This is a genomic window from Gordonia sp. NPDC003504 (assembly GCF_053587995.1).
The window spans coordinates 13,302-28,738 of the sequence record NZ_JBSFPC010000020.1; the positions used below are offsets into that span (position 1 = coordinate 13,302).

15 protein-coding genes are annotated in these 15,437 nt (G+C 67.8%); 1 reads left to right on the top strand and 14 read right to left on the bottom strand.

The features are described 5' to 3' along the window. Nucleotide 1: 1 nt before the first annotated feature. The 12 genes from nuoK to ACWDPV_RS22955 form a co-directional block, all read right to left on the bottom strand. Complete coding sequence (gene nuoK / locus ACWDPV_RS22900; protein WP_348806279.1) at nt 2–301, bottom strand: NADH-quinone oxidoreductase subunit NuoK; 300 nt, start codon at nt 299–301, stop codon at nt 2–4. Continuing rightward, nucleotides 298–1,089: an NADH-quinone oxidoreductase subunit J gene (locus ACWDPV_RS22905; RefSeq protein WP_348806280.1), complete on the bottom strand. Its 792-nt coding sequence runs from the start codon at nt 1,087–1,089 to the stop codon at nt 298–300. Before ACWDPV_RS22905 ends, nuoK begins: the two co-directional genes overlap by 4 nt. After that, entirely contained in the window at nt 1,086–1,667 is a 582-nt protein-coding gene (gene nuoI / locus ACWDPV_RS22910) for an NADH-quinone oxidoreductase subunit NuoI (RefSeq protein ID WP_449744819.1), read from the bottom strand. Before nuoI ends, ACWDPV_RS22905 begins: the two co-directional genes overlap by 4 nt. Further along, nucleotides 1,660–2,991 (bottom strand): NADH-quinone oxidoreductase subunit NuoH, encoded by a 1,332-nt coding sequence (gene nuoH, locus ACWDPV_RS22915; RefSeq protein ID WP_449744820.1) that lies wholly within the window; start codon nt 2,989–2,991, stop codon nt 1,660–1,662. Before nuoH ends, nuoI begins: the two co-directional genes overlap by 8 nt. Then, nucleotides 2,988–5,414 (bottom strand): NADH-quinone oxidoreductase subunit G, encoded by a 2,427-nt coding sequence (locus ACWDPV_RS22920; protein ID WP_449744821.1) that lies wholly within the window; start codon nt 5,412–5,414, stop codon nt 2,988–2,990. The genes nuoH and ACWDPV_RS22920 overlap by 4 nt, the downstream gene beginning before the upstream one ends. Next, the gene (gene nuoF / locus ACWDPV_RS22925; protein ID WP_449744822.1) at nt 5,411–7,525 is read right to left on the bottom strand and encodes an NADH-quinone oxidoreductase subunit NuoF; all 2,115 of its coding nucleotides are present in this window, start codon (nt 7,523–7,525) and stop codon (nt 5,411–5,413) included. Before nuoF ends, ACWDPV_RS22920 begins: the two co-directional genes overlap by 4 nt. Then, nucleotides 7,522–8,862, bottom strand: a complete 1,341-nt coding sequence (gene nuoD, locus ACWDPV_RS22930; protein ID WP_348806286.1) for an NADH dehydrogenase (quinone) subunit D — start codon at nt 8,860–8,862, stop codon at nt 7,522–7,524. Before nuoD ends, nuoF begins: the two co-directional genes overlap by 4 nt. Continuing rightward, on the bottom strand, nt 8,859–9,584 hold the full coding sequence (locus ACWDPV_RS22935) for an NADH-quinone oxidoreductase subunit C (protein WP_348806287.1): 726 nt from the start codon (nt 9,582–9,584) through the stop codon (nt 8,859–8,861). The genes nuoD and ACWDPV_RS22935 overlap by 4 nt, the downstream gene beginning before the upstream one ends. Beyond that, on the bottom strand, nt 9,581–10,135 hold the full coding sequence (locus ACWDPV_RS22940; protein ID WP_348806288.1) for a NuoB/complex I 20 kDa subunit family protein: 555 nt from the start codon (nt 10,133–10,135) through the stop codon (nt 9,581–9,583). Before ACWDPV_RS22940 ends, ACWDPV_RS22935 begins: the two co-directional genes overlap by 4 nt. 166 nt (nt 10,136–10,301) lie before the next feature. Further along, nucleotides 10,302–10,688, bottom strand: a complete 387-nt coding sequence (locus ACWDPV_RS22945; protein ID WP_348806289.1) for an NADH-quinone oxidoreductase subunit A — start codon at nt 10,686–10,688, stop codon at nt 10,302–10,304. 149 nt (nt 10,689–10,837) lie between these two features. Continuing rightward, entirely contained in the window at nt 10,838–11,260 is a 423-nt protein-coding gene (locus ACWDPV_RS22950; RefSeq protein ID WP_348806291.1) for a DNA-binding transcriptional response regulator, read from the bottom strand. Nucleotides 11,261–11,356: 96 nt separating this feature from the next. Then, the gene (locus tag ACWDPV_RS22955) at nt 11,357–12,433 is read right to left on the bottom strand and encodes a D-alanine--D-alanine ligase family protein (protein ID WP_449744823.1); all 1,077 of its coding nucleotides are present in this window, start codon (nt 12,431–12,433) and stop codon (nt 11,357–11,359) included. 46 nt (nt 12,434–12,479) lie between these two features. Here ACWDPV_RS22955 and ACWDPV_RS22960 point away from each other — a divergent pair, with 46 nt between their 5' ends. Next, nucleotides 12,480–13,790: a UDP-N-acetylmuramoyl-tripeptide--D-alanyl-D-alanine ligase gene (locus tag ACWDPV_RS22960; RefSeq protein ID WP_449744840.1), complete on the top strand. Its 1,311-nt coding sequence runs from the start codon at nt 12,480–12,482 to the stop codon at nt 13,788–13,790. 254 nt (nt 13,791–14,044) lie between these two features. Here the strand turns inward: ACWDPV_RS22960 and ACWDPV_RS22965 are convergent, their stop codons facing one another. Next, nucleotides 14,045–14,833 carry a MerR family transcriptional regulator gene (locus ACWDPV_RS22965; RefSeq protein WP_449744824.1) on the bottom strand — a complete coding sequence of 263 codons (789 nt, stop codon included), beginning with the start codon at nt 14,831–14,833 and terminating at the stop codon, nt 14,045–14,047. A gap of 54 nt (nt 14,834–14,887) precedes the next feature. Beyond that, nucleotides 14,888–15,361, bottom strand: a complete 474-nt coding sequence (locus tag ACWDPV_RS22970; RefSeq protein WP_449744825.1) for a hypothetical protein — start codon at nt 15,359–15,361, stop codon at nt 14,888–14,890. Nucleotides 15,362–15,437 lie beyond the last annotated feature (76 nt).

Genomic DNA, 15,437 nt, shown 5'->3' on the forward strand with positions numbered 1-15,437 from the left:
GTCATCTCCTCAGCAGTGCCGCATCGTCGACCGAGGCACTACGCCGCGACCGGAAGATCATCATGATGATGGCCAGTCCCACAACCACTTCCGCTGCGGCCACCACCATGGTGAAGAAGGCGATGACCTGACCGTCGAGATTGTTCTGGATGCGGGCGAAACTGACGAAGGCGAGGTTCGCGGCATTGAGCATCAACTCGACGCACATGAAGACGACGATCGCGTTGCGCCGCAACAACACCCCGGCCGCGCCGATCGCGAACAGCAGTGCCGCGAGGTACAGGTAGTTCTCCGGGTTCATCGTCGACCCCGATCCGTCTCGGCGGCCTCGCCGGCCGGGGAGTCGCCGGGTGACCGGGGCGTCAGGGTCGCACTCACCGACAACGCCGACGCGCTGCCGTCGGGAAGGCGGGCGGGGATGTCGACGGCGTTGTGCCGGGCATAGACCCCGGGACTGGGTAGCGGGGTCTGGTCGATGCCCTTCTTGAACCGGTCGATCGACATCTGCCGCTGGGATCGCTTGGGGCCGAAACGCTCCCGATGCGCCAGGACCATCGCGCCCAGGGTCGCGGTGATCAGCAGCGCCCCGGTGAGTTCGAACGCCCAGAGATAGCGGATGAAGATCAGCTCGCCGATCGCGGCCACCGCATTGTTGCCGGTGGGCAGCGGCGTCGGGGAGGTCGCCGCGACGGTGGCGGTGCCGATGCCGCCACACAGCAACGCGCCGAAACCGATTCCGAGGAGGACCGCCGCGATGCGTTGCCCGCGCAGCGTTTCCACCAGCGAGTCCGACGAGTCCACCCCGATCAGCATCAGCACGAAGAGGAACAGCATCATCACCGCGCCGGTGTAGACCACCACCTGCACAACACCGAGAAACAGTGCGCCCTGGGCGATGTAGAAGACGGCGAGCACGATCATCGTGGTCGCGAGGAACAGGGCCGAGTACACCGCCTTGGTGGCGAAGACGACGCCGAGCGCACCGGCCACCGCGACGACGGCCAGCACCCAGAACTGCACCGCCTCACCGGTGGAGGTGCGCGACGCGTCGGCGAGGACGGTGGCGAGCACCACACCGGACGGAGTCACCGGGTGGCCTCGGCGTCGGCGGGGATCACGTGCCCGGCGCGATCCACGCGTCCCTGGTAGTAGTCGGCCTCGGTGGGTGCCGTTCCGTCCGCCACTGCGGCGGTCGTATCGTGCGGCGCCGGTTCGGTTCCCGGCGCCAGCGGCGCGAGCAGCTGATGCTTCTCGTAGATGAGGTCGGCCCGGTTGTCGTCGGCGAGTTCGTACTCGTTGGTCATGGTGAGTGCGCGGGTGGGGCAGGCCTCGATGCACAGTCCGCAGCCGATGCAGCGCAGATAGTTGATCTGATAGACCCGGCCGTAGCGTTCGCCGGGCGAGAATCGTTTCGCGTCGGTGTTGTCGGCACCTTCGACGAAGATCGCATCGGCCGGACACGCCCACGCGCACAGTTCACATCCGACGCACTTCTCCAGGCCGTCGGGATGCCGATTGAGTTGGTGGCGACCGTGATAGCGCGGCGCGGTGGGCCGTCTCTCCTCGGGATACTGTTCGGTGACCGTCGGCGCGAACATCCCGGAGAACGTCACACCCATGCCGCTCAGCGGCTTCAGGAGGTCGGGGGGCTTCCGCGAGTCAGGCATCGGTGGTCTCCTTGGCGGTCGTCCCGGTGGCGGGGGTGTCAGTGGCGGTGGCTGTGCGGACTTGCCCGGGCAGCGGCGGGACGGGGAATCCGCCGGCCATGGCGTCGAACGGTGGCGGTTTCGAGGTGGCCGCGGCGCGTTCCGGTACCGCTGGTCCGGCCGCGGTGGTGCGGGGCCGGATCACCTGGCGCACCGCCCAGAACAACGCGACGGTCAGGACGAACCCGACGGCCGCCGAGGTCAGTGCGCGTGGGACCGTTGCGTTGACGGGGAACGACGCGCGGATCAGCGCCACCACCATCACCCAGGTCAGCGACACCGGGATCAGGACCTTCCAGCCCAGGTTCATGAACTGGTCGTAACGCAGGCGCGGCAGGCTGGTGCGCAGCCAGATGAACACGAACATGAACACCCAGACCTTGAGGGTGAACCAGAGGATCGGCCACCAGCCGGAATTGGCGCCGTCCCAGAGGCTCAGCGGCCACGGCGCCTGCCAGCCGCCGAGGAACAGGGTGGTGGCCAACGCCGACACGGTGACCATGTTGATGTACTCGGCGAGCATGAACATCGCGAACTTCAGCGACGAGTACTCGGTGTGGAAGCCGCCGACGAGTTCACCCTCGGCCTCGGGCAGATCGAAAGGGGCGCGGTTGGTTTCGCCGACCATCGACACCGCATAGATCACGAAGGACGGCAACAGGACCAGTCCGTACCAGTAGTTGTGCTGTCCGGCAACGATTCCCGACGTCGACATGGTGCCGGAGTCGAGGAACACCGCGGCAAACGTCAGGCCCATCGCGATCTCGTAGGAGATGACCTGCGCCGTCGACCGGAGCCCACCGAGCAGCGGGTAGGTGGAGCCGGAGGACCAGCCGGCCAACACGATCCCGTACACCCCGATCGACGCCATCGCCAGGATGAACAGCACCGCGACCGGGAGATCGGTGAGCTGCAGTGGCGTCTGATGCCCGGCGACCGACACCATCGGGCCGAAGGGGATCACCGCGAAGGCCAGGATCGCCGGGACGACGGCGATGATCGGCGCGAGGAAGTAGATGACCTTGTCGACGCCGAACGGGGTGATGCCCTCCTTCAGGGCCAGTTTGACGCCGTCGGCGGCGCTTTGCAGCAGGCCGCGTGGCCCCACCCGGTTCGGGCCGATGCGGGCCTGCATGCGGGCCATGATCTTGCGTTCGGCGAGGATCGCGACGAGCGGATTGGCCACCAGAAAGCCGAACACCGCGACGGCTTTGATGAGCACCAACCACCACGGGTCGTGCCCGAAGTCGGCGAGGGTCGGGTAGTCGGTGGCTGCGGTGATCATGCGTCACCTCCGGTGGCGATACCGATGTGAACGACCGCTCCCGCGCTCACCCCGAGTGTCGAGGGCACCTGCGAGCCCTCCGAGTTGGTCGGAACCCACACCACGTCGTCGACCATCTCGACGATGTGCAGCGGGAGGATGATGACGCCGCGGTCGGTGCCGATCGTGACCCGGTCACCGTCGCGGGCGTTGATGGATGCCGCGGTGGCCGCCGACATCCGGGCCAGTGGCGGATGCGCGGTCCCGGCGAGATGGGGTTCGCCGTCCTGCAGTCGGCCGCGGTCGAGGAGCTGATGCCAGGTGGCGAGTACGGCCTCGCCGGTGGTGGTGGCCGGGCGTGACGGAGCCGACACCGGTGAGGGCTCCGGTCGTGGTCCGGTCCACGGTCCCAACCGCGCCAATTGTGCTCGGATGTCGGCGATCTCGCGGCATCCGAGGTCGACGCCGGCGGACTGGGCCAGGGCGTCGAGAACGCGATGATCGGGGAGGCGGCCGGTGTCGGCGAGTGCGGCGGGGAAGGCACGGGCCCGTCCCTCCCAGTCGAGGAACATCCCGGCCTTCTCCGGGGCCGCCGCGACGGGCAGCACGACGTCGGCGCGTTCGGTGATCGTCGAGTGCGCGATCTCCAGGCTCACCACGAATCCTGCTGCGTCGATGGCACTGTCGGCCGAGTGAGGGTCGGGGAGATCGGCGGGGTCGACGCCGCCGATCAGGAGGGCATCGATGTCGCCGGAGGTGGCGGACGCGAGGATCTCACCGACGTCGCGCCCGGGTGTCTCGGGGACCGGATGCTCCCACAGATCGCAGAGATGCCGGCGAGCAATGGGATCGGTCACCGGGCGGCCACCCGGCAGCAGGGTGGGCAGTGCACCGACCTCGACGGCGCCGCGGTCACCGGCGCGCCGCGGAATCCACGCCAGGCGGGCGCCGGTGCGTTCGGCCAACCGCACGGCCGCCGACAGGGCCCCCGGCGACTGCGCCGTGCGCTCACCGACCAGGATCACCGACGCCGGATCACTCAGCAACGCAGCGGTATCGGGGGAGTCGAGCACCTCGGTCTCGCCGCCCGGCAGGGTGGGGATCAGCGTCCCGCCGAGCTTGGCGACACCGGGGGAACGCCACGCCGCCACGGCATACACCCGTTGCCGCGACTCACGGACCGCGCGTCGCAACCGCAGGAAGACGATGGGGGACTCCTCCTCCGGTTCGAATCCGACGAGCAACACCGCGGGGGCGGCGTCGAGGTCGCGATAGGTGACGTCGCCGGCTCGTGAGGCGATGTGGGTGGTGAGGAAGGCGGTCTCCTCGGCGCTGTGCGGACGGGAGCGGAAGTCGATGTCGTTGGTGTCCAGCACGGTTCGGGCGAACCGTGAATAGGCGTACGCGTCCTCGGCCGTCAGGCGTCCGCCGGTCAGGACACCGGCCCGGCCGCGGGCGGCACGCAGACCGTCGGCGGCGATGCGCAGGGCCTGCGCCCATGGCACCTCGCGGAGGTCACCGTGCCGGTCGCGGGCCAGCGGCGCCGTCAACCGGTCCCGGGTGGCGGTGTAGGCGAATGCCCAGCGGCCCTTGTCGCAGTTCCACTCCTCGTTGACCTCGGGATCGTCGGCGGCCAGGCGCCGCAACACCTTTCCGCGACGATGATCGACGCGCTGCGCGCATCCGCTCGCGCAGTGTTCACACGCGCTCGGCGTCGACACGAGATCGAAGGGGCGGGCCCGGAACCGGTAGGCGGTGCCGGTCAACGCGCCGACCGGGCAGATCTGCACGGTGTTGCCGGAGAAGTACGAATCGAAGGCGACGCCGGAACCGGCATCCTCACGGTCTGTGTTGACGACGCTGACCTGTTGCAGCGCACCACGATCGGCCAGTGCGATCAGCGGGTCCCCGGCGATCTGATCGGCGAAGCGGGTGCAGCGCGCGCACAGGACGCAGCGTTCCCGGTCCAGCAGGATGGCCGACGACAGCGGGAGCGGTTTGACGTAGGTGCGTTTGGTCCCGGTGAAACGGGACCGCGCCCGACCGGCGGTCATCGCCTGGTTCTGCAGCGGGCATTCGCCGCCCTTGTCACAGATCGGGCAGTCCAGGGGATGATTGATGAGCAGCAGTTCCATCACACCGCGTTGGGCGCGGGCGGCGTCGTCGGACCCGTACTGGGTGCGGATCTCCATACCGTCGGTGACGGTGGTGGTACACGACGCGAGGGGTTTGCGTTGGCCTTCGACCTCGACGAGGCATTGGCGGCAGGCGCCGACCGGGGCGAGCAGCGGATGGTCACAGAACCGGGGGATCTGGATGCCGGCCTGCTCGGCGGCGCGGATCACCAGGGTGCCCGGCGCCACCCGGATCTCGGTGCCGTCGATGGTGGCGCTCACCAGATCCGGGGGTTCGGTGACGGTCGGTCGATCGGAGAGCGCGGTCATCGGTTCACTCCCGGGATGTGAGGGATGCGGTGATCGGTGAACACCGTTGCGGCACCGGGGTCGAAGGGGCATCCGCCCTCGGTGCCAGTGCGGGCATGCGCGATGTATTCGTCGCGGAAGTACTTCAGGGAGGAGACGATCGGACTGCCGGCACCGTCGCCGAGGGCGCAGAACGACTTTCCGACGATGCTGTTGGTGACGTCGGCGAGGACGTCGAGGGCATCGGTGACCCCGTCGAGGTCCAGATCACCGGACTCGATGGCGTGCAGTTGTTGCACCAGCCAGTAGGTGCCTTCGCGGCAGGGGGTGCACTTACCGCACGACTCGTGTGCGTAGAACTCGGTCCACCGCAGCACGGCACGGACCACGCAGGTGGTCTCGTCGAAGATCTGTAATGCCTTGGTGCCCAGCATCGATCCGGCGGCGCCGACCCCCTCGTAGTCGAGGGGGACATCCAGGTGCTCGTCGGTGAGCATCGGCGTCGACGATCCGCCCGGCGTCCAGAACTTGAGCCGATGACCGTCGCGCACCCCGCCGGCCTGGTCGAGCAACTGCCGCAACGTGATTCCCAGTGGGGCCTCGTACTGGCCGGGACGGTTCACATGCCCGGACAGTGAGTACAGGGTGAATCCCGGTGATTTCTCGGTACCCATCTCGCGGAACCAGTCCACCCCGTTGCGCAGGACCGCGGGGACGCTGGCGATGGACTCGACGTTGTTGACGACCGTCGGGCTGGCATACAGGCCGGCGACGGCCGGAAACGGAGGCCGCAGGCGGGGTTGTCCGCGGCGGCCCTCGAGGGAGTCGAGCAGCGCCGTCTCCTCACCGCAGATGTACGCGCCGGCACCGGCATGCACGATGAGGTCGAGGTCCAGACCGGAACCGAGGACATTGGCTCCGAGATAGCCTGCGGCGTAGGCCTCGTCGACGGCGGCACGCAGGCGGCGCAACACTCCGACGACCTCACCACGCAGATAGATGAAGGCGTGCCGGGCGCGGATCGCATACGCCGCGATGATCGCACCCTCGATCAGGGCGTGGGGTGTGGCGAGCATCAGCGGCATGTCCTTGCAGGTGCCGGGCTCGGACTCGTCGGCGTTGACCACCAGATAGTGTGGTGGCGCATCGGAATCGGGCGTGCGGTCGGTGGAGGTCTGCGGAATGAACGACCACTTCATGCCCACCGGGAATCCGGCACCGCCGCGACCCCGCAGGCCGGACGCCTTGACCAGTGCGATGACGTCGTCGGGCGCCATCTCCAACGCCGCCCGCAGGCCGCGATAACCGTTGTGCCGCTCATAGTTTCGCAGTGTCCACGATTCCGTCTCGGACCAGTGCCGCGACAGCACCGGCGGGATGGACGGTTCGTCTTCGGGTGGTTGATCGCCGGAATCGGCAGTGGATGAGCGAGTCTCATCGCCTTCGAGTGAAGCTGCATGACCGACCCCGGCCAATGTTCGTGCCGTCCCGCGGAATCCGTCGACCGCACGGTCTCCACGACTCGGCATCACCTCGACGCCGGCGCGCAGGTCCTCGACCAGTTCGATCGCCGACCCCGGGGTCTGCCGGTCGAAGAACTCCCAGTTGGCCATCACCACCGGCGCGAGGTCGCACGCCGCGTTGCATTCGATGTGCTCGACGGTGATCCGCGAATCCGTCGTGGTCTCGCCGGGTTCGATGCCGAGGTGTTCGCACAGGCGCGCCAGGATCTCGTCGCCGCCGAGGACGCCGCACAGGGTGTTGGTGCACACCCCGATCAGGTACTCGCCGGTCGGCGTGCGACGGAACATCGAGTAGAACGTCGCCACCGCCGCGACCTCGGCCTCGGTGAGGTCGAGGACGTCGGCGCAGAATCCGATGCCCGCGAGCGAGATCCGCCCGTCCTCGGATTGCACCAGGTGCAGCAGCGGGAGCAACGCCGATCGGGCTCGCGGATACCGGGCGACGATCTCGGTCGCCTGCTCGCGCAGGCGGTCGGTGACCTCGACCGAATATGCCGCCGGAGCACCGAATTCGATGGCCGGAGCCGGCGTCGACGGGCAGTGCGCGGCCGGTTCCCGGGCAGGTTCACCCGGACCCACACCGAGTTCGACGAAGACGGGTTCACTCATCGGTCCACCCCTCCCATCACGGGATCGATACTCGCCACGGCGGTGATCACGTCGGCCACCATGCCTCCCTCACACATCGCGGCCACCGCCTGCAGATTGGTGAACGACGGATCGCGGAAATGCGCTCGGTACGGCCGGGTTCCGCCGTCGGAGACCATGTGCACCCCGAGCTCCCCGCGCGGCGACTCGACCGCGACGTAGCACTGGCCGGGCGGCACCCGCATCCCCTCGGTGACGAGTTTGAAGTGATGGATCAACGACTCCATCGAGGTGCCCATGATCTCGGCGATGTGGTCTGCGGAGTTGCCCAGACCGTCGGGCCCGAGGGCGAGATCGGCGGGCCAGGCGATGTCCGCCTCGGACACCATCACCGGACCGGGCCGTAACCGGTCCAGGCACTGCCGCACGATCCGCACCGACTCGCTCATCTCCCGGACCCGGATCACGTAGCGGCCGTACGAATCACAGGTGTCGGTGGTGATGACGTCGAAGTCGTAGTCCTCATATCCGCAGTAGGGTTGCGACTTACGGACGTCATGGGGCAGACCGGTCGACCGCAGCACCGGACCGGTGATGCCGAGCGCCATACATCCGGTGAGGTCGAGGTATCCGACGTCGCAGGTGCGAGCCTTCCAGATGTAGTTGTCGGTCAACAGGTCCGAGAGCGACTCGAGTTGCGGGGGCATGGCGTCGACGGTCTCGGTGATCTGCTCGACCGCCCCGTCGGGGAGGTCGGCGGCCAGACCGCCCGGTCGGATGTAGGCGTGATTCATCCGCAGGCCGGTGATCAGTTCGAACAGGTCCAGGATCTGTTCGCGGATACCGAATCCGGAGAACATCGCGGTGACCGCACCGAGTTCCATGCCGCCGGTGGCCAGGGCCACCAGGTGCGAGGAGATGCGGTTGAGTTCCATCAGCATCACCCGGATCACCGACGCCCGCTCGGGAATGTCGTCGGTGATGCCGAGGAGCTTCTCCACGGCCAGGCAGTAGGCGGTCTCGTTGAAGAACGGTGACAGGTAATCCATCCGGGTCACGAAGGTGACGCCCTGAATCCAGTTGCGGTACTCCAGATTCTTCTCGATACCGGTGTGCAGGTAGCCGATTCCGCAGCGCGCCTCGGTGACGGTCTCACCCTCGATCTCGAGGATCAGACGCAGCACACCGTGTGTCGACGGATGCTGGGGTCCCATGTTGACGACGATGCGTTCCTGGGAGGGTTGGGCCGCGGCACGCGCGGCGACCTCGGAGACGATCTCCTCCCAGTCCTGACCGGACACGGTGTAGGAGCGTTCGGGATGGGTGGTGCGTCCCGGGCGGGGATCCAGATCGGTCATGAGTACGACCTCCGTCGGTCGGGCGGTGCGACCTGTGTGCCCTTGTACTCCACCGGAACTCCGCCCAGGGGGTAGTCCTTGCGCTGCGGATGTCCGTCCCAGTCGTCGGGCATCGCGATGCGGGTCAGCGCGCGGTGGCCGTCGAAGACGATGCCGAAGAAGTCGTAGGTTTCGCGTTCGTGCCAGTCGTTGGTGGGGTAGATGTCGGTGAGGGACGGGATGTGCGGGTCGGCGTCGGGTACCGCGACCTCCAGACGCAGCCGGCGGTTGTGGGTGATGGAGGCGAGCGGATACACCGCGTGCAGTTCCCGGCCATGGTCTTGCGGATAGTGAACCCCGTTGACGCCCAAGCACAATTCGAAGCGCAGGGATTCGTGATTGCGCAGCGTCAGCGCGACCGCGGGGAGGTGCCGTGCCACCACGTAGAGGGTCATCTCGCCGGCATGGATCTCGACCTTCTCGATGGCCGCGTCGTAACCCGGTCCGGTGGAGTTCTCGAGTGCGGCCGCCAGCTCGTCGACGACCTCGTCGAAGTATCCGCCGTACGGACGCTGCGCCGCCGGCAGCGTGACCGTCTGCACCAATCCGCCGTAGCCGGACGTGTCGCCGCTGCCGTGCACCCCGAACAGGCCGTGACGCACACCGATGACCTCGTCGGCCGGGCCCGCGACCGAGGACGGACAGGACGCCGGCGGCGGCGACGACGGGGGCTTCTCGCTCATCGCAGCAGTCCCTTCAAGTCGATTGTCGGCGTTGACTGCAGCGCTGCCTGCTCGGCCGCCCAGATGGCCTCCTCACGGTTGACGCCCAGAGGCATCTCGCCGATCTTGGCGTGCAGCGCGAGAATGGCGTTGAGCAGCATCTCCGGTCGTGGCGGGCAACCCGGGAGGTAGATGTCGACGGGTACCACGTGGTCGACGCCCTGCACGATCGCGTAGTTGTTGAACATGCCGCCCGACGATGCGCAAACACCCATCGCCAGAACCCATTTGGGTTCGGTCATCTGGTCGTAGATCTGGCGTAGCACCGGGGCCATCTTCTGGCTGACCCGACCGGCGACGATCATCAGATCGGCCTGGCGCGGCGAGGCGCGGAAGGCCTCCATGCCGAAGCGGGCGAGGTCGTATCGGCCCGAGGTGGTGGCCATCATCTCGATGGCGCAGCACGCCAGACCGAAGGTGGCGGGCCACAGCGACCCCTTGCGCATGAATCCGGCGAGATCCTCGACCGTGCTCAGTAGAAAACCACTGGGCAGTCTCTCCTCGAGGCCCATCGTTTCACCTCCTCGTCGCATCGGACGGGTCGGCACGGGGTGTGCCAGGCTCGCTACCGATACCTCCCGTGGATCTGGCACCGCAGTGCCATCCCTGTGTGCTTCACGCCGATGTGGAACGCACGCGTCTGTGCGATGTCCCTGTCCGTCAAGTGGATTCGGGTCATCAATCCCAGCCCAGCCCGCCGCGGCGCCACTCGTAGGCGTAGGCCACCGACACGTTCACGACGAACAGCGCCATCGCCGCCAACCCGAACCAGCCGAGCGCGTCGAAGGCGACGGCCCACGGATACAGGAAGACGATCTCAATGTCGAAGATGATGAAGAGCATGGCGGTGAGGTAGTACTTCACCGGAATACGTTGCACAACAGACTGTCTCACCCCGGTGAGGACCGATTGCCCGCCGCCGATCGGCTCGATGCCGCATTCGTAGGCATCAAGTTTGGCGCGGTTGGCCCGGCGTGGGCCGACCACCGAGGCGATCACCACCGAGAACACCGCGAAACCCACAGCGATGGCCCCGAGAACCAGAATCGGGACGTACGCGTTCATGGGCAGGTGGACCCTCCGTGTGCTCAGCGCTGGGGCTGATGTGAGCTACACCACAACCTTACCGGCGGTGGCGCCGATGTCGAGAAGGTTTGACGGAGTTTTGCGAGCCGACCCGACCGTGCGTGGGCAATGCCCAGGTCAGGGGCGAATCAGCGGTTGTCGGAGGCGCGCAACAGTTGCGTGAGGGTGGCCGGCAGTTCGATCGGATCCACCGGCAACGACGCGGTGGCGTCGGCGCGTGACCAGTCGGCGAGCCAGCGGTCGGCGGTGCGCCCGATCAGCAGCAGCGTCGGTGGGCGCGGATCGTATTCGTCGCTCATCTGCTTGGCGATGCCCATCCCGCCCTCCGGCGTCGCCTCGCCGTCGAGGATGGCGACGTCGACATTGCCGGCATCGAGTTGCGCCAACACCATCGGCCCGGTGGCGACCTCGAGGAAACTCAACTCGGGCAGGTCCGGATCGGGGCGGGTGCCGAGCGCGTTGATCACCTGACGGCGGGTGTCGGCATCGTCGGAATAGACCAGTACACGCAGCACCGACGGTGGCTGGGCTGTCGCGTCGGTGCCGGTCACGTCGTCGATGCTACGTCACCGACCGGGCGAATCGCCGAGGTGCCAGGGTGTTTCGGGCGAGGGCGCTCGGCGAGAGCATGTCGTGATGGCCGGGGATCAGTGTTCGGTGGAGAAACCCGAACGCCGCCGGTGTAGATCGATCGCCAGGGTGACCAGGCGGTCGATCAGGTCGGGATAGGCCAGGCCGGTGGCGTCCCACAGCTTCGGATACATCGAGCCGGGAGTGAAACCCGGAATCGTGTTGACCTCGTTGAGGAGCCAGCCCCGACCGGATTCTTCGTAGAAGAAATCCACCCGGGCCATCCCGGAGCAGCGCATCGCACTGAACACCCGGGCGGCCAACTCGCGCACCTCCGCGGCCGCCTCTTCCGGCAGTGGTGCGGGGATCACCAGCTGGGCCGCACCGGTGACGTATTTGTCCTCGTAGTCATAGAATTCGCTGCCCGGCAAGATCTCGCCCGGCACCGACGTCTCGGGCGTCGCGTTGCCCAGCACCGCGACCTCCACCTCACGTCCGGTCACCGCCTCCTCGATGATCACCACATCGTCGTAGCGCAGCGCCAGATTGATCGCCGTGTCCAGTTCGGCGGCGTCGTGGGCCTTGGTGATGCCCACCGACGACCCGAGGTTGGCCGGTTTGACGAACACCGGCACTCCGAGTTCCTCGATGGCGCGGAAGGTGATGGTCCGTGAATCGTCCACCCCGTCCCGGAATTCGATCCACCGGCACTGCGGGATGCCGGCCTGTGCGGCGACGACCTTGGCCATCGCCTTGTCCATGCACACCGCCGACCCCAGCACACCCGCCCCGACGTACGGCATACCGAACAATTCGAGCATGCCCTGGATGGTGCCGTCCTCGCCGTGCGGGCCGTGCAGCAGCGGCAGCACGACGGTGACGGCGGCGTCGGAATGGCTCCGCAGCTCGGTGAGCGGCTCGACGGTCGTGCCCTCGATCTGCAGTTCACCCGGGAGCGGTGTGCCATCGCTCAGCGACGCGATCACCTTATCGTTGCGGACCCACGTGCCGTCCTTGGCGATTCCTATCGGCACGACCTCGTACTTCACCGGATCGGCGGCACCGATCACATGGGCCGCGGTGACCCGGGAGACGTCATGCTCCGCGGACGCACCACCGTAGAGCACCACCAGACGCAGCAGGGGAGAGGACATGGGTGTCACGATACGGGGCCCGATGTCCTAGCGTTGAGGGGTGCAGATGCAGGTGAGTGAGATCGCCGACGCTGTCGGCGGCCAGATGGTCGGGCCCGCGATCACCGTCGACGGCGCAGCAATCGATTCCCGGGCGCTGTCGCCGGGACAACTGTTCGTCCCGATCGTCGCCGAGCGCAACGGTCACGACTACATCGAGTCGGCCGTCGCGGCCGGCGCCACCGCCTACCTGACCTCCGAACCGCCCCGCGCAGGCGTCGACGCCACCGCCGTCACCTGCGATGACACCGCCGCAGCGCTGGCCTCGGTGGGACGACTCGTCCGCCGCACCCTGCCCGAACGGGTCGTCGGCGTCACCGGCTCGGTGGGCAAGACCTCCACCAAGGATCTGCTCGCCGGATTGCTGGCGACCACCTTCGTCACCGCGGCCAGCGAGAAGTCGTTCAACAACGAACTCGGTCTGCCGTTGACCCTGGCCAACGCCCCCGACGACACCGAGGCGGTGGTCGCGGAGATGGGCGCGCGCGGTATCGGTCACATCGCCTACCTGTGCTCGATCGCGCAGCCGACCGTCGGCATCGTCACCCGGGTGGAGGGCGTGCACCTGGAGTTGTTCGGCAACATCGAGGCGGTCGCGCGTGCCAAGGGCGAACTCGTCGAATCCCTGCCCGCCGACGGACTCGCCGTCCTCAACGCCGACCACAAGAGCGTCATCGCGATGGCGGCGCGGACCTCGGCGAAGGTCCTCAGTTATGGCATGACCCCGTCGGCGGACGTGTCGGCCACCGACATCAGCGTCGACGCCCAGTTGCGCGCCTCGTTCCGGTTGCACACGCCGTGGGGATCGACCGCCGTGCACCTCGGTGCGCGGGGTGAGCATCAGGTGTCCAACGCGTTGGCCGCGGCGGCCGCGGCCGGCGGGGTCGGCGTGCCGGTGGAGGCGATGGCCGACGGTCTCGCCGGCGCGGCACTGTCGGGGTTACGGATGGAGTTGATCACCACCGACTCGGGTCTCGTCGTGCTCAACGATTCCTATAACGCCAATCCGACGTCGATGTCGGCGGCGCTGCGGTCGCTCGCCGCGCTCGATGCGCGTCGACGGTTCGCCGTGCTCGGCACCATGGCCGAACTCGGTGAGGACTCGGCCGGCGAACACGAGGCCATCGCGCTGGAGGCGCAGTCGCTCGGTGTCGAGGTGATCGCCGTCGACGAACCGCACTACGGAACCACCGCGCAACACGTCTCCGGGATCGATGCGGCCGTCGCCGCTCTCGACGGCGTCGGCGACGGGGACGCCGTGCTCGTCAAGGGCAGCCGGGTCGCCGCGCTCGAGCGGGTGGCCGACGCGCTGAGCTAAACGGCGGCGAGCCCTTGCTTGTCGAGGTCGAGGCCTCGAGGCTCGACTGTAACTCCCCACGGCCGCAACGTTTCTGCGGCAGTGCGGCCCGGCCGGTGGGCGGGCTGGGTCAGGAGGTGTCGAGCCGGTGGTGGAGCCGGGCGGCCTGGACACGTTCGATGCGGCTGTTGCGTGGGTTGCTGCCGTTTTGTGAGCGATCCGCGTCGTCGGGTGTGTGATCCGCAGATCCCGGCGGGGTCAACTCAGCCCGCCGGTCAGCCCTGCTGCTCGGCGTTGGCCCGGATCACGTCGCGTAGATAGGCGGCCGATCCCGGCTCGACGGCGTCGTAGTGTTCGGTGAAGCGCGGATCGGCGACGTACATGTCGGCCAGGCACACCTGCATCTCGTATCCGCAGTCGTAGAAATTCTCGATGGAAGCGCGATGTTCCTCGGCGAGGGTGTTCGCCTCGGGGGAGCCGGGCGTCACCCCGCTGCGCATCGCCTCGGCCAGCCGCGCCTCGAAGGCGTCGGTCTCGGCCTTGATGCGCTGCCAGTCGGCCTTGGTGAACTTCGCGGTGCGCTTGCGGCTCTGCTCCCACTGCGGGGTGTCGCCCCAACGCTCCTGCGCCTCGTCGGCGTACTCCTCGCCGCGCCACTCGTCGCCGAAGATCTCCGCCTGCTCCGCCGCCGACAGCGAGATTCCGCTCTTCTTCGCGTTCATCATGTCCTCCACAGCCGCGACCATCCGGTGTAGTGCAGCGATGCGGTCGTTCAGCAGATCACGCTGGGCACGCAGGTGCGTCAGCGCGTCGGCGGTCGGATCGTCGAGCAGGGTCGCTATCTGCTCGAGTGGAAACCCCAGTTCACGGTAGGTGAGGACGCGGTGCAGACGTTCGATATCGCCGTCGGTGTAGATGCGGTACCCCGCGCTCGTTCGGCCCGACGGAACCACCAGGGCGATCTCGTCGTAGTGATGCAGGGTGCGCACACTCACGCCGACGAGTCGGGCCGTCGCGCCGACGGTCAACTCACCGTGGCGTACCGGGGTGTGTCCTTCGCTCACATCATCAACCTTCGGGCCTCACGTCGCGTGAGGGTCAAGTGCGGCGGGAGGTCTTCACGGCATGAAGCCGACGACCTTGTCGCCGTTCTGGCACGCCGCGAGAACACCGCGGACCTCCGACGGTCCGCACGTCCACGCCGAGATCCGCTGCTGGCGACCCGTCGCGATCTTCGGGCTGTACTCGTTCGCGATCTCCTTGGCGGTGTCGCAGTCGACGTCGCCGGCGAGGACCACCACGTCCAGCGAGCCGTCGGGGCCGGCCACCGACCCGCACTGGGTGCCGCCGACGGCCGCCGAGGTCGCGGCCGAACTCGACCCGCTCTGCGAACGGGGGCTCGGACCGGCGACGACCGGAACGCTGGTGCTCGGCGTCGTCACCTCGGGTTCGGACGCGACGGTGCTCGTCGTGGTGGACGGCTCGTCGCTGCCACACGCGGCGAGCGTGAGGGCGGCGATCCCGGCCATCCCGGTGACGACAATTCGGGCAGTGATGAATCGGGGGGACCGGCGACGAGTGGGATGCGACATGGTTTTCACCGTAGCGAACCGGCGCAGCGGTCCGGGGCACCGACGGCGTCCGGTTTGGGCACCCGGCCGTCCTCTT